At 67.9% G+C, this 23594-nt stretch carries 21 protein-coding genes; 19 read left to right on the plus strand and 2 right to left on the minus strand.

Translation table 11 applies throughout. From position 1 onward, the window contains the following. The first annotated feature begins 128 nt into the window (after positions 1-128). Positions 129-4088 (plus strand): DNA-directed RNA polymerase subunit beta', encoded by a 3960-nt coding sequence (locus tag ABEU20_RS14900; RefSeq protein WP_420165185.1) that lies wholly within the window; start codon positions 129-131, stop codon positions 4086-4088. A gap of 117 nt (positions 4089-4205) precedes the next feature. Continuing rightward, complete coding sequence (locus ABEU20_RS14905; RefSeq protein WP_420165186.1) at positions 4206-4406, plus strand: hypothetical protein; 201 nt, start codon at positions 4206-4208, stop codon at positions 4404-4406. 1 nt (position 4407) lies between these two features. Here ABEU20_RS14905 and ABEU20_RS14910 read toward each other — a convergent pair whose 3' ends face one another. Further along, the gene (locus ABEU20_RS14910) at positions 4408-5217 is read right to left on the minus strand and encodes an acyl-[acyl-carrier-protein] thioesterase (protein WP_420165187.1); all 810 of its coding nucleotides are present in this window, start codon (positions 5215-5217) and stop codon (positions 4408-4410) included. Positions 5218-5442: 225 nt separating this feature from the next. Here ABEU20_RS14910 and ABEU20_RS14915 point away from each other — a divergent pair, with 225 nt between their 5' ends. The 12 genes from ABEU20_RS14915 (at position 5443) to ABEU20_RS14970 (ending at position 20170) form a co-directional block, all read left to right on the plus strand. Beyond that, a complete protein-coding gene (locus ABEU20_RS14915; protein WP_420165188.1) occupies positions 5443-7137 on the plus strand; it encodes an FAD-dependent oxidoreductase in 1695 nt (564 codons plus the stop codon). Positions 7138-7209: 72 nt separating this feature from the next. Continuing rightward, the gene (locus tag ABEU20_RS14920) at positions 7210-8175 is read left to right on the plus strand and encodes an NADPH:quinone oxidoreductase family protein (protein WP_420165189.1); all 966 of its coding nucleotides are present in this window, start codon (positions 7210-7212) and stop codon (positions 8173-8175) included. 151 nt (positions 8176-8326) lie between these two features. Continuing rightward, positions 8327-8797, plus strand: a complete 471-nt coding sequence (locus ABEU20_RS14925; RefSeq protein WP_225019322.1) for a MarR family winged helix-turn-helix transcriptional regulator — start codon at positions 8327-8329, stop codon at positions 8795-8797. Further along, positions 8794-10305 (plus strand): DHA2 family efflux MFS transporter permease subunit, encoded by a 1512-nt coding sequence (locus ABEU20_RS14930; RefSeq protein ID WP_420165190.1) that lies wholly within the window; start codon positions 8794-8796, stop codon positions 10303-10305. Before ABEU20_RS14925 ends, ABEU20_RS14930 begins: the two co-directional genes overlap by 4 nt. A gap of 145 nt (positions 10306-10450) precedes the next feature. Continuing rightward, positions 10451-10804 carry a hypothetical protein gene (locus tag ABEU20_RS14935; protein WP_420165191.1) on the plus strand — a complete coding sequence of 118 codons (354 nt, stop codon included), beginning with the start codon at positions 10451-10453 and terminating at the stop codon, positions 10802-10804. Positions 10805-10912: 108 nt separating this feature from the next. Continuing rightward, entirely contained in the window at positions 10913-11713 is an 801-nt protein-coding gene (locus ABEU20_RS14940; protein WP_420165192.1) for a TIGR03084 family metal-binding protein, read from the plus strand. After that, complete coding sequence (locus ABEU20_RS14945; protein ID WP_420165193.1) at positions 11710-13452, plus strand: acyclic terpene utilization AtuA family protein; 1743 nt, start codon at positions 11710-11712, stop codon at positions 13450-13452. The genes ABEU20_RS14940 and ABEU20_RS14945 overlap by 4 nt, the downstream gene beginning before the upstream one ends. Beyond that, complete coding sequence (locus tag ABEU20_RS14950; RefSeq protein WP_420165194.1) at positions 13449-14597, plus strand: acyl-CoA dehydrogenase family protein; 1149 nt, start codon at positions 13449-13451, stop codon at positions 14595-14597. Before ABEU20_RS14945 ends, ABEU20_RS14950 begins: the two co-directional genes overlap by 4 nt. Next, positions 14594-16192, plus strand: coding sequence for an acyl-CoA carboxylase subunit beta (locus ABEU20_RS14955; protein ID WP_420165195.1), 1599 nt, complete (start codon positions 14594-14596; stop codon positions 16190-16192). Before ABEU20_RS14950 ends, ABEU20_RS14955 begins: the two co-directional genes overlap by 4 nt. A gap of 8 nt (positions 16193-16200) precedes the next feature. Continuing rightward, on the plus strand, positions 16201-18210 hold the full coding sequence (locus ABEU20_RS14960) for an acetyl/propionyl/methylcrotonyl-CoA carboxylase subunit alpha (protein ID WP_420165196.1): 2010 nt from the start codon (positions 16201-16203) through the stop codon (positions 18208-18210). After that, positions 18207-19370, plus strand: a complete 1164-nt coding sequence (locus ABEU20_RS14965) for an acyl-CoA dehydrogenase family protein (protein ID WP_420165197.1) — start codon at positions 18207-18209, stop codon at positions 19368-19370. Before ABEU20_RS14960 ends, ABEU20_RS14965 begins: the two co-directional genes overlap by 4 nt. 11 nt (positions 19371-19381) lie before the next feature. Further along, entirely contained in the window at positions 19382-20170 is a 789-nt protein-coding gene (locus ABEU20_RS14970; RefSeq protein ID WP_420165198.1) for an enoyl-CoA hydratase family protein, read from the plus strand. A gap of 54 nt (positions 20171-20224) precedes the next feature. Here ABEU20_RS14970 and ABEU20_RS14975 read toward each other — a convergent pair whose 3' ends face one another. After that, positions 20225-20359, minus strand: coding sequence for a hypothetical protein (locus ABEU20_RS14975; RefSeq protein WP_005518268.1), 135 nt, complete (start codon positions 20357-20359; stop codon positions 20225-20227). A 208-nt stretch (positions 20360-20567) separates the two neighbouring features. On the opposite strand from ABEU20_RS14975, the gene ABEU20_RS14980 reads away from it, so the two are divergent. From ABEU20_RS14980 to rpsG, 5 genes are all read left to right on the plus strand, one after another. Then, on the plus strand, positions 20568-21182 hold the full coding sequence (locus ABEU20_RS14980; protein WP_420165199.1) for a TetR/AcrR family transcriptional regulator: 615 nt from the start codon (positions 20568-20570) through the stop codon (positions 21180-21182). A 41-nt stretch (positions 21183-21223) separates the two neighbouring features. Next, on the plus strand, positions 21224-21757 hold the full coding sequence (locus tag ABEU20_RS14985; RefSeq protein WP_420165200.1) for a DUF3558 domain-containing protein: 534 nt from the start codon (positions 21224-21226) through the stop codon (positions 21755-21757). Position 21758: 1 nt separating this feature from the next. Further along, on the plus strand, positions 21759-22301 hold the full coding sequence (locus ABEU20_RS14990; RefSeq protein WP_420165201.1) for a DUF3558 domain-containing protein: 543 nt from the start codon (positions 21759-21761) through the stop codon (positions 22299-22301). 330 nt (positions 22302-22631) lie between these two features. Beyond that, positions 22632-23006: a 30S ribosomal protein S12 gene (rpsL, locus tag ABEU20_RS14995; RefSeq protein ID WP_003937662.1), complete on the plus strand. Its 375-nt coding sequence runs from the start codon at positions 22632-22634 to the stop codon at positions 23004-23006. After that, on the plus strand, positions 23006-23476 hold the full coding sequence (gene rpsG, locus ABEU20_RS15000; RefSeq protein WP_005518273.1) for a 30S ribosomal protein S7: 471 nt from the start codon (positions 23006-23008) through the stop codon (positions 23474-23476). The genes rpsL and rpsG overlap by 1 nt, the downstream gene beginning before the upstream one ends. Positions 23477-23594 lie beyond the last annotated feature (118 nt).

Consider the following 23594-nt stretch of genomic DNA (forward strand, 5'->3'; position numbering starts at 1 on the left):
GTGGAATACGGCCTGTGACGCAGTCCGTGGTGACACGGCCCGGGGGCGCTAGAGCACATTTGAATTGGCAGTCAGGAAAAGCGGATCTCACCCGCTGATCCACAATCCCTCTGGGGAAAGGAAGTTACGTGCTCGACGTCAACTTCTTCGATGAACTCCGCATCGGTCTCGCGACCGCGGAGGACATCCGCAACTGGTCCTACGGCGAGGTCAAGAAGCCGGAGACCATCAACTACCGCACGCTCAAGCCCGAGAAGGACGGCCTCTTCTGCGAGAAGATCTTCGGCCCCACCCGGGACTGGGAGTGCTACTGCGGTAAGTACAAGCGCGTCCGCTTCAAGGGCATCATCTGCGAGCGCTGCGGCGTCGAGGTGACCCGCGCGAAGGTGCGTCGTGAGCGTATGGGCCACATCGAGCTCGCCGCTCCGGTCACCCACATCTGGTACTTCAAGGGTGTGCCGAGCCGTCTCGGCTACCTGCTGGACCTGGCTCCGAAGGATCTCGAGAAGATCATCTACTTCGCCGCCTACGTCATCGTCGGTGTCGACGAGGAGCTGCGTCACAACGAGCTCTCCACGCTCGAGGCCGAGATGGAGGTCGAGAAGAAGACCGTCGCCGATCAGCGTGACGCCGATCTCGAGGCCCGCGCGCAGAAGCTCGAAGCCGACATCGCCGAGCTCGAGGCCGAGGGCGCCAAGTCCGACGTCCGCCGCAAGGTCAAGGACGGCGGCGAGCGCGAGATGCGTCAGCTCCGTGACCGTGCGCAGCGCGAGCTGGATCGCCTCGACGAGATCTGGACCACGTTCACCAAGCTGAGCGTCAAGCAGCTCATCGTGGACGAGGGCCTGTACCGCGAGCTCGTCGACCGCTACGGCGAGTACTTCACCGGTGCGATGGGCGCGGAGTCCATCCAGATCCTCATGCGGAACTTCGACATCGAGGCCGAGGCCGAGTCGCTGCGCGAGACCATCCGCAGCGGCAAGGGGCAGAAGAAGCTGCGTGCTCTCAAGCGCCTCAAGGTCGTCGCTGCGTTCCAGCAGTCGGGCAACTCGCCGATGGGCATGGTTCTCGACGCCGTTCCGGTGATCCCGCCGGAGCTGCGCCCGATGGTCCAGCTCGACGGTGGTCGTTTCGCGACGTCCGACCTGAACGACCTGTACCGCCGCGTCATCAACCGCAACAACCGCCTCAAGCGACTGATCGATCTGGGTGCGCCCGAGATCATCGTCAACAACGAGAAGCGGATGCTGCAGGAGTCCGTGGATGCGCTGTTCGACAACGGTCGTCGTGGCCGGCCCGTCACGGGTCCGGGCAACCGTCCGCTGAAGTCGCTGTCCGATCTGCTCAAGGGCAAGCAGGGTCGCTTCCGTCAGAACCTGCTCGGCAAGCGCGTCGACTACTCGGGCCGTTCGGTCATCGTCGTCGGCCCGCAGCTCAAGCTGCACCAGTGCGGTCTGCCGAAGCTCATGGCGCTCGAACTGTTCAAGCCGTTCGTGATGAAGCGTCTGGTCGACCTCAACCACGCGCAGAACATCAAGTCGGCGAAGCGCATGGTCGAGCGTCAGCGTCCGCAGGTGTGGGACGTCCTCGAAGAGGTCATCAACGAGCACCCGGTGCTGCTGAACCGTGCACCTACGCTGCACCGCCTCGGCATCCAGGCCTTCGAGCCGCAGCTCGTCGAGGGCAAGGCCATCCAGCTGCACCCGCTCGTGTGTGAGGCGTTCAACGCCGACTTCGACGGTGACCAGATGGCCGTGCACCTGCCGCTGTCGGCGGAGGCGCAGGCCGAGGCCCGCATCCTGATGCTGTCGTCGAACAACATCCTGTCGCCGGCGTCGGGTCGTCCGCTCGCCATGCCGCGTCTGGACATGGTCACGGGTCTGTTCCACCTGACCCGCGAGGTCGAGGGTGCGATCGGTGCCTACCAGCCGGCCACCGACGGCCAGCCGGAGCAGGGTGTCTACAGCTCGCCGGCCGAGGCGCAGATGGCCGTCGACCGTGGCGTGCTGTCGGTGCAGGCGAACATCAAGGTGCGTCTGACGCACCAGCGCCCGCCGCGTGAGATCGAGGCGGAGCTGTTCCCCGAGGGCTGGAACTTCGGTGACGGCTGGATCGTCGAGACGACTCTCGGCCGCGTGATGTTCAACGATCTGCTCCCGGCGGACTACCCGTTCATCAACGAGCAGATGCCGAAGAAGCGTCAGGCGACGATCATCAACGATCTGGCCGAGCGTTACCCGATGATCGTGGTCGCGCAGACGGTGGACAAGATGAAGGACACCGGCTTCCACTGGGCCACCCGGTCCGGCGTGACGGTCTCGATCTCCGACGTCCTCGTGCCGCCGGAGAAGGCTCAGATCATGGAGCAGTTCGAGGCGCAGGCCGATCAGATCGAGAAGAAGTACCAGCGCGGTGCTCTCAACCATGCCGAGCGCAACAGCGCCCTGGTGAAGATCTGGTCCGAGGCCACCGACGAGGTCGGCAAGGCCATGGAGGCCCACTTCCCCGATGACAACCCGATCCCGATGATCGTGAAGTCCGGCGCGGCCGGCAACATGACTCAGGTTCGCTCGCTCGCCGGTATGAAGGGCCTGGTGACGAACCCGAAGGGTGAGTTCATCCCGCGTCCCATCAAGTCCTCCTTCAAGGAGGGCCTGACGGTTCTCGAGTACTTCATCAACACGCACGGTGCTCGTAAGGGTCTGGCCGATACCGCTCTGCGTACCGCCGACTCGGGTTACCTGACCCGTCGTCTGGTGGACGTCTCGCAGGACGTCATCGTCCGTGAGGTCGACTGTGGCACCGAGCGTGGCATTCTCACCACGATCGCGGAGAAGGCAGCGGACGGCACGATGATCCGCGACGCGCACGTCGAGACCTCGACGTACGCCCGCACCCTGGCCGCGGACGCGGTCGACGAGAACGGCAACGTGATCGTCGAGCGTGGACACGACCTGGGCGATCCGGCCATCGACGCGCTGCTCGCGGCCGGTGTCACGCAGGTCAAGGTCCGCTCGGTCCTCACCTGCACCACCGCCACGGGTGTGTGTGCGACCTGCTACGGCCGCTCGATGGCGACCGGCAAGCTCGTCGACATCGGTGAGGCCGTCGGTATCGTCGCCGCTCAGTCGATCGGTGAGCCCGGTACCCAGCTGACGATGCGTACCTTCCACCAGGGTGGTGCGGCCGGCGCGGCCGACATCACCGGTGGTCTGCCGCGTGTCCAGGAGCTGTTCGAGGCCCGCGTCCCCAAGGGCAAGGCCCCGATCACCGAGGTCTCCGGCCGGGTGCAGCTCGACGACGACGACCGCTTCTACAAGATCACGGTCGTCCCGGACGACGGTGGCGAAGAGGTCGTGTACGACAAGCTGTCGAAGCGTCAGCGTCTGCGCGTGTTCAAGCACGACGACGGCTCGGAGCGACTGCTGTCGGACGGTGACCACGTGGACGTCGGTCAGCAGCTGCTCGAGGGCGCTGCCGACCCGCACGACGTGCTGCGTGTCATGGGCCCGCGTCAGGTGCAGATCCACCTCGTCAACGAGGTCCAGGAGGTGTACCGGAGCCAGGGTGTGTCGATCCACGACAAGCACATCGAGGTCATCGTGCGCCAGATGCTGCGCCGCGTCACGATCATCGATTCGGGCTCGACGGAGTTCCTGCCCGGCTCGCTGGTCGAGCGTGCGGAGTTCGAGGCGTCCAACCGTCGCGTCGTCGCCGAGGGCGGCGAGCCTGCGGCCGGACGTCCGGTGCTGATGGGTATCACGAAGGCGTCGCTGGCGACCGACTCGTGGCTGTCGGCGGCGTCGTTCCAGGAGACCACTCGCGTGCTGACCGACGCGGCGATCAACTGCCGTTCGGACAAGCTGATCGGTCTCAAGGAGAACGTGATCATCGGCAAGCTGATCCCGGCCGGCACCGGCATCAACCGGTACCGGAACATCCAGGTTCAGCCCACCGAGGAGGCTCGCGCGGCTGCGTACGCGGTTCCGTCCTACGACGACCAGTACTACAGCCCGGAGGGCTTCGGCACCGGCACCGGTGCTGCGGTTCCGCTGGACGACTACGGATTCGGTAGCGACTACCGCTAACCCGTAGAAAGTTCGACTCGAAGGTCCCGTCCCCACCAGGGGGCGGGGCCTTCGGGCATTCTGGGGAGCAGGAAGAATGTTCCTGTAATCGGACTAATTGGACAGGCGGAGGGCATCATGGCCGGTAAGAACATCGATCGGGTGAAGGCGGAGTCTGCGCTCGAGGTCGTCAAGGAGAGCCCGGCCATCGTGGCGATCGTCGCGGCTCCGGCCGTGGTCGTCTTCGGTGTGCTGTGGTGGCTCACCGGATTCGGCACGGCGCTGCTGGTGACCCTGCTGATCGCGGGTATCGCGGTGGTCGCGAAGAAGGTGTTCTGACTCAGACCTTTTCGCGGGGGAGTTTCTCGACGCGCGCGACGGCGCGCACCTCGCCCTCGACGAGGAACCACACCGAGAGCGAGGTGTCGTCGCCGTCGGTGCGGAGTCGCACGTGATCGCGCGCGAAGATCGGGCTCAGGTGCTCGACTACCGCGCGGTAGGGCGTCTCTCGCAGGTCCGTCCGGTCGGCGAGGCAGTCCTCCACCGCGTGCCAGTACGTTGCGTTGTTGACGTGGTTGAACGGGTCGATGTCGGTGGTCCGCAGGTGGAACGTCCGCTCGTGGTCTTCCCAGTCGTCGATGTCGGGCGGTGTCGCCGTCAGCCACGGCTTCCAGCGGAGACGGTGCTCGTCGGTGGTCCGGCCCAGGCTCTCGAGCAGGCCGTCGCTGATCCGGGTGGGCATTCCGGTGTCGGCGCCGATGTCGATCCAGAAGCCCTCGGTCTCGATCAGTGCGCCCGCGGTGCTCGTCAGTCGGACGCGCATCGCCGACCATCGCGTCGAATGCGCCGCGCACCAGCGGCGCAGGTGCATCCGGTCGGGCCACACGGCCGGGCGGTGGACCTCGATGACGGTGCGCCGGACGATCCACAGGGGATCGGACTTGTCGAAGCCGAACGCTGCCAGATTGTCCGAGCCGATGTCCTGGAGGTAGCGGGCGATCCCGTCGAGGCGCAGTCGATTCTCGGTGTCGACGTCTCCGGTGCGAATCGGGCGCGAGGTCTCGAAACACTGCTCGGGCGGGGGCGCCGGCGCCGGCGATCCGGCCGGAGTGACGCTCTGCGTTGCGGGGGCGATCTGCTCGGAAGCCACGGTGTTCCCTCGGTTCGGCGGTTGTCGCCAGCGATTGTGACAGTTGGCGGCGCTGTCGTCACCGGATTCGGTGAGCCGCGGACTCTGCCGTGAGTGCTTGTTCGATCGCCCGGGGCCGAGTACAGTCTCATAACTGTAACTCATAGTCACATGAAGGCTGTCACATCGGTGACTGCGTCGGGCGTGCGTCACGTCCCGTGTGGCGCTCGAGACGGGAAATCGAACATGGCCTACGTCATCACCCAGGCGTGCTGCAACGATGCGAGTTGTGTGTCGGCGTGTCCGGTGAACTGCATCCATCCGACGCCGGAGGAAGCGGAATTCGCGACCACGGAGATGCTCTACATCGAACCCGAGGCCTGCATCGACTGCGGCGCGTGTGTCGATGCCTGCCCGGTGGACGCGATCTTCCCCGAGGACCAACTGACCGAGTCGCTGCAGCGGTACCGCGAGATCAACGCCGACTACTACACGCGGCACCCGCTGCAGCCGGACTGGATTCCGCTCACCCCCGCGACACCGCCGGTGCGGGACCTCGGCACCCTGCGGGTCGCGATCGTCGGGGCGGGGCCCGCGGCCTGCTACGCGGCGGAGGAACTGCTCAAACGCTCCGACGTCGAGGTCGAGATGTTCGAGAAGCTGCCGACGCCGTGGGGCCTCGTCCGTGCCGGCGTCGCGCCCGACCATCCGGGCACCAAGTCGGTGACCGAGATGTTCGAGTGGTCGCTCGGCCGCGACGCGTTCCAGTTCCACCTGAACGTCGAGGTCGGCAAGCACGTCAGCCATGCCGACCTGCTGGCCCATCACCACGCGGTGATCTATGCGGTGGGCGCATCGAGCGATCGGGCGTTGGGCGTGCCGGGCGAGGAGCTTCCGGGAAGCCATGCCGCCACCGAGTTCGTCGCCTGGTACAACGGGCACCCGGACTACGCGGACCGCACGTTCGACCTCTCCGGGGAGCGGGCGGTGATCGTCGGCAACGGCAACGTGGCGCTCGACGTCGCGCGCATCCTGACGATGGACCCCGACGAACTGGCGAAGACCGACATCGCCGATCACGCACTGAAGGCGCTCCGCGACAGCAACATCCGCGAGGTCGTGCTGTTGGGTCGGCGAGGTCCCGCGCAGGCCGCCTACTCCAACCCCGAGTTCCTCGCCCTCGGCGACCTGTCCGGGGTGGACGTCGTGATCGACCCCGCAGAGGTGGAGCTCGATCCGCACTCCCGCGCGCTGGTCGACGCCGACACGACCGAACCGGCCGTCGCGATGAAGGTGCGCCTCGCGCAGGAGTTCGCCGAGCGGACTCCCGCTCCGGGCAACCGGCGAATCGTGTTCCGATACCTGACGTCGCCCACGGAGATCGTCGGCACCGAGCACGTCGAGGGGCTCGGCGTCGTCGCGAACGAGTTGGTCGAGGACGCCGCCGGTGGACTAGCGGCGCATCCCACCGGCCGCACCGAGCGAATCGACACCTCGCTGGTGCTGCGCTCGATCGGCTACCGGGGGCGTCCGGTCGCGGGGGTGCCTTTCGACGATCGGCGCGGGGTGATCCCGAACGACCGCGGCCGCGTCGTCGTCGGAGCCGGGGAACCGGTCGGCGGTGTGTACGTCACCGGATGGATCAAGCGGGGCCCGAGCGGAGTGATCGGGACGAACAAGACGTGCGCCAAGGAGACCGTCGCCCGGCTCGTCGAGGATTTCGAAGCCCGGCGCCTGGCAACGCCGACCGGTGGGCGGAAGGACCTCGGCAAGCTGCTGGCGCATCGACAGCCCGAGCGGATCTCACGGCGAGGCTGGGAAGCGATCGACCAGGCGGAGCGGAGCCGAGGACTGTCGAGCGGACGGCCGCGGGTCAAGATGACGGACACCGCGGAGATGGTGGCGGTCGGACGCAAGCGTCGCGCGCTGTTCGGCGGATGAACCCGGGGTAGCGTCACGCACAGGGTGCAGCGTCCACCGGAGATGCCGCCCTGCGGATTTCGGAGGTGGAAAGTGCGCGCAGTGGTGGTCACGGATCTGGCAGGGCCGTCGGCGATCGTGGTTCGAGAGGTCCCGGAACCGGACTCCGCGGGGCTGGTGCTGATCGACGTCAAGGCCAGCGGCGTGTGCTTTCCCGATCTGCTGATCAGCTACGGCAAGTACCAGATCCGGCCCGAGCCGCCCTTCGTGCCCGGCACCGAGGTGGCGGGCGTCGTGATCGGTGCACCCGAGGGCAGCGGGTTCGAGCCCGGACAGCGGGTGCTCGCGGTGTCGAGCCTCGGCGGCTACGCGGAACGCGTCGCCGTCCACCCGAATCTGGTGCTGCCGATCCCGGACGAGCTCTCGTTCGAGGAGGCGGCGTCGCTGATCATCAACTATCAGACGATGGAGTTCGCCTTCGCCCGGCGGGCACGGTTGCAGCCGGGGGAGAACGTCGTGATCCTCGGTGCGGCCGGCGGCGTCGGGACGTCCGCGATCCAGTTGGCGAAGGCGCACGGGGCCCGGGTGATCGCGGTGGTGCGACGGGACGGCGCGGATGACTTCCTGCGCGAGATCGGCGCGGACGACGTGGTCCGGCTCGCCGACGGGTGGGCCGCTCGGGTCCGTGAGCTCACCGACGGGCGCGGCGCCGATGTCGTCGTGGATCCGGTCGGGGGCGACGCGTTCGACGACGCGGTCCGCGCACTCGCGCCCGAGGGGCGTCTGGTGGTGATCGGCTTCGCCGGCGGCGGTATCCCGTCGGTCAAGGTCAATCGGGTCCTGTTCCGCAACATCAGCATCGTGGGCGCGGCGTGGGGCGAGTTCCTGCGACACGAGCCGTCGGCGCTGGCAGAGACGCATGCTGCGCTCGTCGAGCACGTGCGGGCGGGGCTGCGTCCCCTCGTGAAGGCGCGGTACCCGCTCTCGTCGGCCGCGGAGGCTCTCGTGGATCTGGAGGCAGGCCGGGTGCTCGGAAAGGCCGTATTGGTCCAGGACTGACTGTGTTCCTCGTCACCTGACCCCTCCCTGCCCGGAAAATCTGTTGCCGCAGGTAGTCGCCTCGTGGTGTCGTTGAGAGGCCGCGGATTCACGTGGCCGTGGGGGTAATTGCGTTTCCGCAATAGTTGCATGATCGCTACTATTCGAGCCCGTGGCTGATGTGACTCCGGACGACGTGTACACCGTGCTCGAGGAGTTCATCATGCGTCTCCTGGGTATGGGGGAGTCCGAGTCGATGGACACCCTCATCGCGATGGATCTGTCGTTCTCGCAGGTCCGTGCGCTCTTCGTGCTGGCGCAGCACGGCGAGCCGATCGCGATCAACGAGGTCGCGGAGTGTCTGCGGATGTCGGTGGCTGCCGCGGGTCGCAACATCGACCAGTTGGTGTGTCAGGAACTTGTGTTGCGCCGTGAGGACCCGGGGGATCGTCGGATCAAACGGGTCTCGCTGACGGAGTCCGGGCGAAGCCTGGTCTCCCGTCACCTCGAGGACAAGCGTGACGAGCTCCGAGCGTTCGCGGGCCGGTTGGACCAGCCGGACCGCAGGCGGTTGCTCGAGGCCCTTCAACCCATACTCGCGGGCGATGCCCTGCGGGCCCGAAGTCAGGAATTCTGTACATGACGACGCCAAACTCGACGGCCGGACCCCAACCGGGGGCACCGGAGTCGGACAAGATCGACGGCGCGGTTCTCAAGATCGCCTCCGTGGTGGTGCTCGGCGCCATCATGTCCATCCTCGACGTCACCGTCGTCAGTGTCGCGCTGCCGACGTTCGCGGAGACGTTCGAGACCAGCTACGCGGTCGTCGCCTGGACGATGACCGCCTACACGCTCGCCCTCGCCACCGTCATCCCCGTGACGGGTTGGGCCGCTGACCGTTTCGGCACCAAACGCCTCTACATCGGCGCGCTGGTGCTGTTCGTCATCGGTTCGGTCCTGTGTGCCTTCGCATGGGACATCACGTCGCTGATCGTGTTCCGCGTGATCCAGGGCCTCGGTGGCGGCATGCTGATGCCGCTGGGTATGACGATCATGACCCGTGCGGCCGGACCGGAGCGTGTCGGTCGCGTCATGGCCGTCCTCGGCATCCCGATGCTGCTCGGCCCGATCGCCGGCCCCATCGTCGGCGGATGGCTGATCGACGCTGCCAGCTGGCACTGGATCTTCCTGATCAACCTGCCGATCGGCATCATCGCGCTCGTCGCGGCGTTCAAGCTGCTGCCGAAGGACGAGCCGAGCCCGTCGCAGTCGTTCGACTTCGTCGGCATGCTGCTGCTCTCGCCCGGCCTGGCGCTGTTCCTGTACGGCGTCTCGTCGATCCCGGAGCACGGCAAGGGGCTGTCCCCGGAGGTCCTGATCCCGATCGGTGTCGGCCTGGTCCTGATCGTCGGCTTCGTCTTCCATGCGCTCCGCAAGGATCACCCGCTGATCGACCTGCACCTGTTCCAGAATCGTCAGCTCACGGTCGCGGTGCTCACGACCACGATGTTCATCATCGCGTTCATGGGTGCGGGCCTGCTCTTCCCGAGCTACTTCATCCAGGTGCGTGGTGAGTCCGCGATGGCCGCCGGCCTGTTGCTCGCGCCGCAGGGCATCGGCGCCATGGTGACGATGCCGATCGCCGGCCGACTGGTCGACAAGATCGGCCCGGGCAAGATCGTCCTGACGGGTCTGCCGCTGATCGCGCTGGGCATGTTCACGTTCACGCAGCTGACCGCGACGTCGTCGTACCCGCTGCTGATGGGTTCGTTGTTCGTGATGGGCCTCGGCATGGGCTGCACGATGATGCCGCTGATGACCGCCGCGATGGTCACGCTCAAGCACGACATGATCGCCCGTGGCTCGACGCTGATGAACATCGTCCAGCAGACGGCGGGCTCGATCGGTACCGCCACGATGTCGGTGGTGCTGACGAATCAGATGACCTCGCACGGCCTGAGCAAGGATGCGGCCCCGCCGACCGACCCGAGCAGCGTCGCGCAGATGCTCAACGATTCGGCCGACTCGTTCGGCGCGACGTTCATGGTCGCGTTCGTCCTGGTGCTGGTCACGCTCATCCCGGCGTTCTTCCTGCCGCGCAAGCGTACGGTCGCGACGACCGAGGACGTCCAGCCCGTGATGATGCACTGACATCCGCATTCGAAAGAGCCCCCGAGCGATTCGTCGCTCGGGGGCTCTTCGCGTTGTCCGAGTTCGCGTCGGCGCGTCGCCCCGAGGCTGTCGGGGGTCGGTTCTATCGTCACGACAGGAGCCTCGAGCAGGGAAGGGGCGCATCATGGCTGAAGAGCCTGGCGTCACGTACAACCCGGACAATCCTTCGCATTGGCACTACTACGCGGTGGTCGGCACCACGATCGGCGGCGGTCACACGCTCGCCGAGTTCGGCCCACACCACACCGCACTCTCGGCGCTGCAGGTCGCCGTCCACTCGGTCAATCACACGGCGTACTCGATGTTCGAGCAGGGGATCGTCGGGAACACTCTGGCCGAGCCGGCGATGGTGGAGCGCCTGCCCATCACCAACTTCACGGTCGAACGGCAGCATCCCGTCACGCGCGCACCCGACGCGGAGTGGTCCCTCAGTGGTGGCCGGCGGGTGTGGGGCGCGGCGGCTCATCTGACCGCGTGACCGGTCCGGGGCGGGGTCGTGTGGTGGCTGTTCGTTGCTAAACAATCAGTCATGCTTGATTTTTAATCCCTCCGGTGTGATGCTGATCTCGGCATCCGAGGAGGGTATGTGGCTGACCTGAACAAGATCGTCGACGACCTGTGTGCGGAAGGTGCGGCACTCGATGTGCTGGTCGCCGACCTGCCCGAAGAGAAGTGGGCGATGCCGACTCCGGCGGAGGGCTGGACCGTCGCGCACCAGATCGGTCACCTCGCGTGGACCGACCGCGCGGCGCTGCTGGCCGCGACCGATGAGGATGGCTTCACCGCCCAACTCGCCGAGGCGTGGAAGAACCCGTACGGCTTCGTCGACGAGGGCGCCGAGATCGAGGCGCAGCGTCCGCCCCGGGAACTTCTGGCCGACTGGCGGGAGTGTCGCGCCCGGCTCGCACAGGCACTGCGCGACGTTCCCGTCGGGACCAAACTTCCGTGGTACGGACCGCCGATGAGTGCAGCCTCGATGGCGACGGCCCGGCTGATGGAGACGTGGGCGCACGGCCGCGACGTCGCCGAGGCACTGGGTGCGGCGCCGGAGGTGTCCGAACGCCTCGAGCACATTGCCCGCCTGGGGGTGCGAACCCGCGACTTCGCGTACAGCGTCAACGAGATCACGCCGCCCGCAGAGGAGTTCCGGGTGGAACTCACCGCGCCGGACGGCGGAGTCTGGGCGTGGGGTCCGGAGGATGCGGCCCAGCGGGTGACGGGGCCGGCCGAGGACTTCTGCCTACTCGTCACCCAGCGGGTGCACCGCCGCGACACCGCCCTGCGGACGACGGGCGACGACGCCGAGCGCTGGCTCGGGATCGCGCAGGCGTTCGCGGGTCCGCCGGGCGCGGGCAGGGACCGGGGCCGGACGGAGGCGACCCGATGACCGGGACCGCGGTGCGCATCGGCAACTGCTCCGGCTTCTACGGCGACCGCATCTCGGCGATGCGCGAGATGCTCGAGGGCGGTGAGCTCGACTATCTGACCGGTGATTACCTCGCCGAACTCACGATGCTGATCCTCGGGCGGGACCGGATGAAGGATCCGTCGCGCGGCTACGCCAAGACCTTCCTGCGTCAGGCCGAGGACTGTCTCGGGCTCGCGCTCGATCGCGGCGTGAAGATCGTCGCCAACGCCGGAGGGCTGAACCCCGCCGGTCTCGCCGGCGCGCTACGCGAGGTGAACGACAGGCTGGGACTGAACGCGAGAATCGCGCACGTGGAGGGCGACGACCTCATCGCCCGGGTCGCCGAGCTGGGGCTCGATCGGGAGACCGCGCCGCTCACCGCGAACGCCTATCTCGGGGCCTGGGGGATCGTGGAGTGCCTGGATGCAGGCGCCGACGTCGTCGTCACCGGGCGGGTCACCGACGCGTCGGTGATCGTCGGGCCGGCGGCAGCGCACTTCGGCTGGGCACGAGACGATTTCGACAAGCTCGCGGGCGCCGTCGTCGCCGGTCACGTGATCGAGTGCGGGACCCAGGCCACGGGTGGAAACTTCTCGTGGTTCACCGAGATTCCCGACCTCACCCGTCCCGGCTTCCCGATCGCCGAGATCCACGACGACGGCTCGTCGGTCGTCACCAAGCACGCGGGGACCGGGGGAGCGGTGACCGTCGACACCGTCACTGCGCAGTTGCTGTACGAGATCACCGGCGCCCGCTACGCGAATCCCGACGTCACCGCCCGCATGGATTCGGTGCTCCTCACCGGCGACGGCCCCGATCGCGTTCGCCTCTCCGGCGTGACCGGTGAGGCCCCGCCGCCGCAGTACAAGGTGTCGCTCAACGCGCTCGCCGGATTCCGGAACGAGGCGACGTTCGTGCTCACCGGGCTCGACATCGAGGCCAAGGCCGAACTGGTTCGGCGCCAGATGGATTCGTGGCTGCAGGTGAGGCCGCAGGAGCTCGACTGGACACTCGCGCGTACCGATCATCCCGACGCCGACACCGAGGAGGCGGCGAGCGCGCTGCTGCGCTGCACGGTGCGCGACACCGACCCGGACGTCGTGGGCCGCGCGTTTTCGTCGGTGGCCGTCGAACTGGCGCTCGCCAGCTACCCGGGGTTCACACTGACCGCACCGCCCTCACACGGTCAGCCGTACGCGGTGTTCACACCCGGCTACGTCGATGCCGCCGAGGTCCCGCATGTCGCCGTGCTGCCCGACGGCACACGCGTCGACATCGCGCCGAGCACGCATACCCGAGCACTCGAGGACGTGCCGGAACCGACGCTGCCCGATCCGTGGGACCGGGACGACACGGTCACCGTTCCCCTCGGCGCGGTCGCGGCGGCTCGTAGCGGCGACAAGGGCGGCAATGCCAACGTCGGTGTGTGGGTGCGCACGGACGAGCAATGGCGCTGGCTCGTGCACGCGCTCACCGTCGACGAGGTGAAGCGAATGCTGCCGGAAGCGAAGAGCCTCGACGTGACTCGCCACGTCCTGCCGCACCTGCGGGCCGTGAACTTCGTGATCGAGGGCATCCTCGGCCGCGGTGTCGCGTCGCAGGCCCGTTTCGATCCACAGGCCAAGGGACTCGGTGAGTGGCTGCGCTCGCGGCACATCGAGATCCCGGTAGGGCTCGTACCGAGCTATGGAGACCAGCTCGAGGAAGGACACGCATGACCGTGTGGGACACACCGGAGCGGCAACAGCTCCGCAAGACGGTCCGCGGATTCGTGGAACAGGAGATCCTCCCGCACCTGGGCGACTGGGAGCGCGACGGCGAGATCCCCCGCGAGCTGCACCGTGAGGCCGCGGCGCTGGGGCTGCTCGGCGCCGGCTTCCCCGAGGCGGTCGGGGGCGAGGGCGGCGACCTGGTCGACGCGGTCGTGATCTGCGAGGAGATGCACCAGGCCGGTGCGTCCGGCGGACTGTTCGCGTCGCTGTTCACGTGCGGCATCGCCCTCCCGCATCTGGTCGCGGCCGGTGACTCTCGACAGATCGACCGGTGGGTGCGCCCCACCCTCGCGGGCGAGAAGATCGGATCCCTCGCGATCACCGAACCGGGCGGCGGCTCCGACGTCGGCCACCTGCGGACCACCGCGGTGCGCGACGGCGACCACTACGTCGTCAACGGCGCCAAGACGTTCATCACGTCGGCCGTTCGCGCCGACTTCGTCGTCACCGCGGTGCGGACCGGCGGCCCCGGCGCCGGCGGGGTGTCGCTGCTCGTGATCGAGAAGGGCACACCGGGATTCGAGGTGGCCCGCAAGCTCGACAAGATGGGCTGGCGGGCGTCGGACACCGCCGAGCTGTCGTTCGTCGACGCCCGGGTCCCGGTGGACAACCTGGTGGGCAAGGAGAATTCGGGGTTCGCGCAGATCGCGCAGGCGTTCCTCACGGAGCGCATCGCGCTCGCCGCGCAGGCGTATGCGAGCGCGCAGCGCTGCCTGGATCTGACGCTGCAATGGTGCCGCGACCGGGAGACGTTCGGACGTCCGCTGATCTCCCGGCAGGCGGTACAGAACACGGTCACCGAGATGACGCGGCGCATCGACGTCGCCCGCGTCTACACGCGCACCCTCGTCGAACGTTCGCTCGTCTCGAACGAGGACTTCGTCGCCGAGGTGTGTTTCGCGAAGAACACCGCCGTCGAGGCCGGTGAATGGGTGGCGAACCAGGCCGTGCAGTTGTTCGGCGGCATGGGCTACATGGCGGAGAGCGAAGTGGAGAGGCAGTACCGGGACATGCGCATTCTGGGTATCGGGGGCGGGACGACGGAGATCCTGACCTCGTTGGCGGCCAAGCGATTGGGGTATCAGTCGTGACGATTCTGAAGTCGGTTCTGGATACGAAGTCGGCCGAGTATGCGGCGGCGGCCGAGTCGATGACCGCCAAGCTCGCCGAACTCGAGGTCGAGCACGCGAAGGCCCTGGCCGGGGGCGGCGAGAAGTACGTCGAGCGACATCACAAGCGGGGCAAGCTGCTGGCGCGCGAGCGCATCGAGTTGCTGATCGACCCGGACTCGCCGTTCCTCGAACTGTCCCCGCTCGCCGCGTGGGGCACCGAGTTCCCGGTGGGTGCGTCGACGATCGTCGGTATCGGCGTCGTCAGCGGTGTCGAATGCCTCATCGTCGCGAACGACCCCACCGTCCGCGGTGGCACGTCCAATCCGTGGACACTCAAGAAGGGCTTCCGCGCCAACGACATCGCCGTCCAGAACCGGCTGCCCGTCATCTCGCTCGTCGAGTCCGGCGGCGCCGACCTGCCGACGCAGAAGGAGGTGTTCATCCCGGGCGGGCGGATGTTCCGCGACCTGACGAAGCTGTCGGCGGCCGGGATCCCCACCATCGCGCTCGTGTTCGGCAACTCCACCGCCGGCGGCGCCTACATCCCGGGCATGTCCGATCACGTCGTGATGATCAAGGAACGGTCCAAGGTGTTCCTGGCCGGACCACCGCTGGTGAAGATGGCGACCGGTGAGGAGTCCGACGACGAGTCCCTCGGCGGCGCCGAGATGCACGCCCGCACATCGGGTCTGGCCGACTATTTCGCCCTCGACGAGCAGGACGCGATCCGTATCGGCCGCAGCATCGTCCGCCGGCTCAACTGGCGCAAGGAGGGCCCGGCGCCGCGAGCGGAGGTGATCGAACCGCTCGAAGATCCCGAGGAACTGATCGGCATCGTCCCGTCGGATCTGAAGATTCCGTTCGATCCGCGCGAGGTGATCGCCCGGATCGTCGACGGCTCCGATTTCGACGAGTTCAAACCGATGTACGGATCGTCGCTCGTGACGGGCTGGGCCGAACTGCACGGCTATCCGATCGGCATCCTCGCCAACGCGCGCGGTGTCCTGTTCAGCGAGGAGTCGCAGAAGGCCACCCAGTTCATCCAGCTCGCGAACCGGTCGAACACGCCACTCCTGTTCCTGCACAACACCACCGGGTACATGGTGGGGCGGGAGTACGAGGAGGGCGGGATGATCAAGCACGGCTCGATGATGATCAACGCGGTCGCCAACTCGACCGTGCCGCACATCTCGATCCTGCTCGGGGCGTCGTACGGCGCCGGTCACTACGGCATGTGCGGGCGCGCGTTCGATCCCCGATTCCTGTTCGCGTGGCCCAGTTCCAAGTCCGCGGTGATGGGCGGCGCCCAGCTCGCGGGTGTCATCTCGATCGTCGGCCGGGCGGCCGCCGAGGCGCGTGGGCAGGCGTTCGACGCCGAGGCCGACGCCGGGATGCGGGCGATGATCGAGAACCAGATCGAGGCCGAGTCGCTGCCGATGTTCCTGTCCGGGCGCCTGTACGACGACGGCGTCATCGACCCCCGTGACACCCGCACGGTGGTGGGGATGTGCCTGTCGGCCATCGCCACCGCCCCGATCGAGGGCACCGAGAACTTCGGCGTCTTCCGGATGTGAGGCCGACTGTGACTACTTCCGACATCACTTCCGTGCTGGTCGCGAACCGGGGCGAGATCGCCCGTCGGGTGTTCGCGACGTGTCGGCGCACCGGCGTCGGCACGGTTGCCGTCTTCTCCGACCCGGACGCCGCGAGTCCGCATGTCGCCGAGGCCGACGCCGCGGTGCGACTGCCGGGCGCCACCCCGGCCGAGACGTACCTGCGCACCGACGCGTTGATCGCTGCGGCACATGCGGCCGGAGCCGACGCGGTCCACCCCGGATACGGATTCCTCTCGGAGAATGCCGATTTCGCGCAGGCCGTCGAGGCGTCCGGCCTCACCTGGATCGGTCCACCCGTCAAGTCGATCGAGCTCATGGGTTCGAAGGTCGAGTCCAAGCGCATCATGGCCGAGGCCGGGGTACCGGTCCTCGCCGAACTCGATCCGGCTGCGGTTACCGAAGCGGACCTACCGGTGCTGGTCAAGGCCTCCGCCGGTGGCGGCGGTCGCGGCATGCGCGTCGTACGCGAGTTGTCGGCGCTGCCCCGCGAGATCGAGGCGGCGCAGCGCGAGGCACAGTCCGCGTTCGGTGATCCGACGGTGTTCTGCGAGCGCTACCTCGAGACCGGCCGCCACATCGAGGTCCAGGTGATGGCCGACCGGCACGGCACCGTCTGGGCGATCGGGGAGCGGGAGTGCTCCATCCAGCGTCGTCACCAGAAGGTGGTCGAGGAGGCGCCGTCCCCGCTCGTCGAACGCCTTCCGTCCATGCGCAACAGGCTGTTCGACGCGGCCAGGCTCGCCGCGAACGCGATCGGCTACGAGGGCGCGGGCACCGTCGAGTTCTTGGCGGACGAACGCGGCGACTTCTTCTTCCTGGAGATGAACACGCGTCTGCAGGTGGAGCATCCGGTAACCGAGTGCACCACGGGACTCGACCTCGTCGAGTTGCAGCTGCAGGTGGCGTCCGGTGCCGAACTGCCGGCCGAGCCACCGGCGATCCGGGGCCACTCGATCGAGGTCCGGCTGTACGCCGAGGACCCCGCACACAATTGGCGGCCGCAGAGTGGCACGGTCGAACGAATCGAACTTCCCGGCGACACGGTCGAGTTCGATCTCCTCGATCGGACCGGCGTGCGCCTGGACTCGGGCGTCGAGAACGGCTCGGTGGTGAGCGTCTTCTACGATCCGATGCTCGCCAAGGTGATCTCGTTCGCGCCCACCCGCGCGCAGGCGGCACAGGTACTCGCGTCGGCACTGGCCCGTACCCGTCTGCACGGACTGCGGACCAACCGCGATCTGCTCGTGAACGTCCTGCGGCATCCGGCGTTCCTGGCGGGCGACACCGACACCGCCTTCTTCGACACGCACGGACTGGACGTCCTCGCCCGACCGCTGGCCGACGCGGACGCGGAGAAGCTGTCCGCGCTCGCCGCCGCCCTGGCCGACGCCGCGGTGAACCGGGCTGCGGCACCCGTGGTCGGCGCCCTGCCGAGCGGCTGGCGAAATCTTCCGTCGCAGCCGCAGGTCAAGCGGTACAGCGGAATCCACGGCGACCACGACGTCCGCTACCTGCTCACCCGCTCGGGTCTGCGCGCCGAGGGATTCGACGACGTGTCGCTGGTGTCGTCGACGCCCGATCACGTCGTCCTCGACGTGGCGGGCCTGCAGCGCCGTTTCGACGTCGCGCGCTACGGCGACACGGTCTGCGTCGACTCGCCGCTCGGACCGGTGGCTCTCACGGCCGTCCCGCGGTTCGTCGATCCGTCCTCTGTCGTCGCCGAGGGCTCTCTGCTCGCACCGATGCCGGGTGCGGTGATCCGCCTCGGGGCGGCGGAGGGCGATCACGTGGAGGCCGGACAGCCGATCCTGTGGCTCGAGGCCATGAAGATGGAGCACACCGTCAAGGCGCCCACCTCCGGTGTGCTCACCGAACTCCCCGTCGTCGTCGGCCAGCAGGTCGACGTCGGATCCGTTCTGGCAATCGTGGAAGCACCGGCGTCGAACGAGGCCGGGGCAGAAGGAGAGAGCGCATGAGCAGCTTCATCGAGACGGACGAGCAGAGGGAGCTGCGAGCGGCGGTGTCGAAGCTCGCGCAGCGCTTCAACTACGTCGACTACGTGCTGCCGAAGGCGCGCAAGGGCGAACCGCTCACCGAACTGTGGACCGAGGCCGGCAAGCTCGGCTTCCTGGGTGTCAACCTGCCCGAGGAGTACGGCGGCGGGGGAGCGGGCATCTACGAACTGGCGCTGGTGCAGGAGGAGCTCGCCGCGCAGGGCGCCGGACTGCTGCTGGTGGTCGTCTCACCCGCCATCTGCGGCACCATCATCGGCAAGTACGGCACCGACGCGCAGAAACAGCAGTGGCTCACCGCGCTCGCCGACGGCTCCAAGATCATGGCGTTCGGCATCACCGAGCCCGACGCCGGCTCCAATTCCCACCAGATCACCACCACCGCGCGCCGGGACGGGGAGGAGTGGGTTCTGCGGGGCAGCAAGATCTACATCTCCGGGGTCGATCAGGCCGACGCGGTGCTGATCGTCGCGCGGACCGAGGACCACAGGACCGGCAAGCTGAAGCCGGCGCTGTTCATCGTGCCCACGGACGCCGAGAACTTCGTCGCGCAGCCGATGGAGATGGACATCATCGAACCCGATCACCAGTTCACGCTGTTCCTCGACGACGTCCGGCTGCCGGCGGACGCGCTGGTCGGCTCGGAGGACGCGGCGCTGATGCAGTTGTTCGCGGGCCTCAATCCGGAACGCATCCTGGGTGCTGCGATGGCGATCGGGATGGGGCGCTGGGCGCTCGAGGCGGGCGTGAAGTTCGCGAAGGAACGTACGGTCTGGAAGACGCCGATCGGCGCTCACCAGGGGCTGGCCCATCCGCTCGCGCAGTGCAAGATCGAACTCGAACTGGCGAAGCTCATGATGCAGAAGGCCGCGACGCTGTACGACAGCGGTGACGACTTCGGTGCGGCCGAGGCCGCCAACATGGCCAAGTACGCGGCCGCCGAGGCTGCCATCAAGACGCTCGACCAGGCCATCCAGACTCACGGTGGTGGCGGGCTCACCAAGGAGTACGGACTGTCGGCGATGCTGGGCGCCGCGCGTATCGGGCGGGTGGCTCCGGTGAGTCGCGAGATGATCCTCAACTTCGTCGCCCAGCACTCGCTGGGCCTACCCAAGTCCTACTAGGAGCTGTGAAGATGACGGATCGTCGAGTGCGCTTCGAAGCCGCTGACGGAATCGCCACGCTGACACTCGATTCGCCGCACAACCGCAATGCGATCTCGAGCGGCCTGGTCGAGCAGTTGCGACGCGGGCTGGACGACGCTGCCGCCGACGACCGGGTGCGCACCGTGGTGCTGACGCACACCGGCGGCACGTTCTGCGCGGGCGCGGACCTGTCGGAGGCGAGCGCCGCGGGGGCCGACGCGAGTCCCGCGGATCTCGCCGCGGAACGGACGCAGCAGATGACGGAGCTGCTGCGGGCGATCGTCCGGCTACCGAAGCCGGTGATCGCGCGGGTGGACGGGCACGTGCGTGCCGGCGGTATGGGGCTGGTGGGGGCGTGCGACATCGTCGTCGCGGGGCCGGACAGCACCTTCGCCCTGACCGAGGCGCGGCTGGGTCTCGCCGCGTCGATCATCTCGCTGACGGTGCTCCCCAGGCTGACCTCGCGCGCCGCCGGTCGGTACTTCCTGACCGGGGAGAAGTTCGGCCCCCACGAGGCCGAGGCGATCGGGTTGATCAGCGAGGCGGTTCAGGATTCGGGGGAGGCGGTGCAGGACCTGATCGAGACGTTGCGGAAATGCTCGCCGCAGGGGCTGGCGGAGTCCAAGAAACTCACCACGGCGAAGATGCTCGCCGACTTCGACACCTTCGGGGAATCCCTTGCGGCGCAGTCTGCTCGGCTCTTCGGCAGTCCCGAGGCCGTCGAGGGTGTGACGGCCTTCCTGCAGAAGCGGCAACCGTCGTGGGCGGCCGGAGGCTGAGACGCGGACGGCGCCCGTTCCCTGGCGGGAGCGGGCGCCGTCCGGCAGGTCGGATCAGGCAGCCGGGAAGAGCGCCGAGACCGCGTCGAGCGAGCCCAGGAAGAAGCTGAGGCCGGAGAAGAAGTCACCGGCGGCACCGACGAAATCGACGAGGAAGTCGGCAACGGGAATGAGCTCGGCAGAGGACATGAGGTCTCCTTGTGATCGATGCGATTCGGAAGGTAGGTAAACCTTCCCTAAGGAGAATTAGTAACGTGCCCGAGACCCTTCCGCAATGCGAATGTGACGAAGGTTACCCTTACTAGCGCAGTGTTTACTGGAATATCCGCGAACCACCACCCACAAGGCGGAGTTCGCACCCGAACGGCACCGGAAGACACCGGAGAGGACTACGCCGATGCGCGCACCACAACAGGATCGAAGCCGGCTGACACGACATCGGCTGTTGGACGCCACGGTCGACTGTCTGGCCGAGTTCGGCTGGTCTGCCACCACGGTCGCGGTCGTCGCGCAGCGCGCGGGGGTGTCGCGCGGCGCCGCGCAGCATCACTTCCCGACGCGTGAGGACCTCATCACGGCGGCGCTCGAGTTCATGTTCGACAGCCGGATGGAGCAGGCGCGCCGCGAGGTCACCGAGTTGCCGGCGGGGGAGGGCCGCACGGAGGCGGTGGTGGCGCGTCTCGTCGACTACTACACCGGCACGCTGTTCAAGGCAGCGCTCCAGGTGTGGACCGCGGCGGCCGCGGATCCGGAGCTGCGGGCCCGCGTGCTCCCCCTCGAGGAACGGTTCGGGCGCATCGCGCACCGGACCGCCGTCGAGAGCCTCGGCGTGGACGACTCGGATCCCGCGGTGCGGCGACTCGTGCAGGCGACACTCGACCTCGCCCGCGGGCTCGGGCTGGCCGACGTGCTCACGGACGACTCGCGCCGCCGCGCCGACATCGTCAAGAGCTGGGCCGCGCAGCTCGACGCCGCGCTCGCCCCGGTGGGGGCGGCGAACACCGTGGTGTGACGCCTGCCCCGGGCGGGGTGCGGGCGGTACAGTTCCGCGTCATGGCGGCGAGAAGGCTGGGGTGTCCGGTTGCAGTTCTCGTGACCGCCGCGTTGCTGGTCGCGGGGTGTGGCCGGGGAGGTTCGAGCGAGGAACCCGGCGCGGTGGAGTCCGGCGCGCCCGGTGCCGGCCCCTTCTTCGGCGAGTGCGGGTCGATCACGGACGAGGAAGTCGCCGAGGCGGTCGGCGTCCCGAACTTCGCGGGTGTGGTCCGAAACTCCGTCGGTTGCGAGTGGCAGACGTCGCCGGACCAGGACCGGAACGCTCCTCACTTCTCGTTCTCGTGGTACCGGGGCAGCCCGATCGGGCGCGAGCGGGCCGGTAGCGAAATGATCGGACGCCCCGCCGCCGACATCGAGATCGGCGGGCATCCCGGATTCGAATCCTCGCTCTCGAGTCGGCTGTGCGAGCTGGGAGTGGAGTTCGGCGACGACTTCGTGCACTGGTCGATCTCGTACGGCAAGACCGACCCCACCGCCGATCCGTGTGTCGCGGCCCGTCATCTCGCCGAACTGACCGTGGCAAGGGGGCAGTGAGATGTCGCGATCCGGGCTCCTCGTGCGGACAGTGGGCGTCGCGGCGGTGGCGCTCGCGCTCCTCCTGGGTGGCTGCGGCGAGTCCGTGACGGGCACGCCTGTGCCGCAGGGGTTCGGCGCCGCCCACTCGTCGGACTACGCGTCCCTGCTCACCGAGTGTGACGTCGTCGCTCCCGAGCGGATCGCCGAGATCGTCGGAGGGGGCACGATCGAGCGGGGGTTCCTGGGCGCGATCTGCCGCTGGACCGTGCACGGCGCCGGCGGCCCGGTCCGCGTGACGTTCGACTGGTTCGAGACGGGGACCCTCGCGGTCGAGAAGCGAACGTCCGAACGGCTCGGGTACGAGGTCGAGGACGTAACCGTCGGCGGCCGGCGTGCCGTGCTCGCGCAGCCCCCCGCCGATCCGGGCAGCTGCGGCATCACGGCGGGATTCCCTGCGGGTGGCGTGGTCGGATGGTGGGTGCAGTACCGCGCCGGGGGCGGGGCCGATCCGTGCGAGGCGGCATCGGTGCTGGTCGAGTCCACACTCGACCTCGCGGCATAGCATGCCCGACCCGCTTTGACCTCCAACGTCGCCGCCGGGTATCGTTGGGGGTCGTGTCCGACCGCTGGGGTCGCTCCGCAGGCTCCTCTCCGGCGTGATCGGGCCGATCTGTGTGCCTATGCGGGGCATTGCCGTGCACGCAATTCTGCGGTTTCTGCAGGGTGCGAGCATCCGGCTGCCTGTGTGGGGGTACGCGACACGCCCGACCTCGTGTGCACGAGGATGGGTGCGGGGCAGTTGCTTCCTTGCCCCAACCGATGGATCCCTAATTTCAGAACAGCCAGTGTTGCTCGACTGAGCAGTCTGGAACCGAAGAAAGAAAGCCGGTACATGCCAACCATCAACCAGCTGGTCCGCAAGGGCCGCCGCGACAAGGCCGCCAAGGTCAAGACCGCGGCCCTGAAGGGCAGCCCGCAGCGTCGTGGCGTGTGCACTCGCGTGTACACCACCACCCCGAAGAAGCCGAACTCCGCGCTGCGGAAGGTCGCCCGTGTGCGCCTGACCAGCTCTGTCGAGGTCACCGCTTACATCCCGGGTGAGGGCCACAACCTGCAGGAGCACTCGATGGTGCTCGTCCGCGGCGGTCGTGTGAAGGACCTTCCGGGTGTGCGCTACAAGATCATCCGTGGCTCGCTGGACACCCAGGGTGTCAAGAACCGCAAGCAGGCGCGTAGCCGCTACGGCGCGAAGAAGGAGAAGGGCTGATGCCTCGTAAGGGTCCCGCTCCCAAGCGGCCGCTCGTCGCGGATCCGGTCTACGGTTCGCCGCTGGTCACCCAGCTCGTCAACAAGATCCTGCTGGACGGCAAGAAGTCCACTGCGGAGCGCATCGTCTACGGCGCCCTCGAGCAGGCTCGCGAGAAGACCGGCACCGATCCGGTCGTCACCCTCAAGCGCGCGCTCGACAACGTCAAGCCCGCCCTCGAGGTCCGCAGCCGTCGTGTCGGTGGCGCCACCTACCAGGTTCCGGTCGAGGTTCGTCCGGGCCGTTCCACCACGCTGGCCCTGCGCTGGCTGGTGACCTTCTCGCGCGCCCGTCGTGAGAAGACCATGGTCGAGCGTCTCGCCAACGAGCTCCTGGATGCGAGCAACGGCCTGGGCGCTTCCGTGAAGCGTCGCGAGGACACCCACAAGATGGCTGAAGCCAACAAGGCGTTCGCGCACTACCGCTGGTGATACCACGCCAGGCCGAGGGAGCCTCACCGGCACGAAATCCCTCGGCCTGGCGTTGTCACTACTGTGTCGGTTCCGTCACCGGGCCGGCTGACAAGAAAAAGAGACGTGGCCCCAGAAG

Source organism: Rhodococcus parequi (genome assembly GCF_046042785.1).
GTDB classification, from domain to species: domain Bacteria; phylum Actinomycetota; class Actinomycetes; order Mycobacteriales; family Mycobacteriaceae; genus Prescottella; species Prescottella parequi.

Coding starts and splice junctions, on each gene's coding strand:
- ABEU20_RS14975 (WP_005518268.1), bottom strand. CDS start 20,359: ATGTCCTCTGCCGAGCTCATTCCCGTTGCCGACTTCCTCGTCGATTTC.
- ABEU20_RS14915 (WP_420165188.1), top strand. CDS start 5,443: ATGGCCTACGTCATCACCCAGGCGTGCTGCAACGATGCGAGTTGTGTG.
- ABEU20_RS14980 (WP_420165199.1), top strand. CDS start 20,568: ATGCGCGCACCACAACAGGATCGAAGCCGGCTGACACGACATCGGCTG.
- rpsG (WP_005518273.1), top strand. CDS start 23,006: ATGCCTCGTAAGGGTCCCGCTCCCAAGCGGCCGCTCGTCGCGGATCCG.
- ABEU20_RS14905 (WP_420165186.1), top strand. CDS start 4,206: ATGGCCGGTAAGAACATCGATCGGGTGAAGGCGGAGTCTGCGCTCGAG.
- ABEU20_RS14950 (WP_420165194.1), top strand. CDS start 13,449: ATGACCGTGTGGGACACACCGGAGCGGCAACAGCTCCGCAAGACGGTC.
- ABEU20_RS14990 (WP_420165201.1), top strand. CDS start 21,759: ATGTCGCGATCCGGGCTCCTCGTGCGGACAGTGGGCGTCGCGGCGGTG.
- ABEU20_RS14985 (WP_420165200.1), top strand. CDS start 21,224: ATGGCGGCGAGAAGGCTGGGGTGTCCGGTTGCAGTTCTCGTGACCGCC.
- rpsL (WP_003937662.1), top strand. CDS start 22,632: ATGCCAACCATCAACCAGCTGGTCCGCAAGGGCCGCCGCGACAAGGCC.
- ABEU20_RS14935 (WP_420165191.1), top strand. CDS start 10,451: ATGGCTGAAGAGCCTGGCGTCACGTACAACCCGGACAATCCTTCGCAT.
- ABEU20_RS14930 (WP_420165190.1), top strand. CDS start 8,794: ATGACGACGCCAAACTCGACGGCCGGACCCCAACCGGGGGCACCGGAG.
- ABEU20_RS14945 (WP_420165193.1), top strand. CDS start 11,710: ATGACCGGGACCGCGGTGCGCATCGGCAACTGCTCCGGCTTCTACGGC.
- ABEU20_RS14970 (WP_420165198.1), top strand. CDS start 19,382: ATGACGGATCGTCGAGTGCGCTTCGAAGCCGCTGACGGAATCGCCACG.
- ABEU20_RS14965 (WP_420165197.1), top strand. CDS start 18,207: ATGAGCAGCTTCATCGAGACGGACGAGCAGAGGGAGCTGCGAGCGGCG.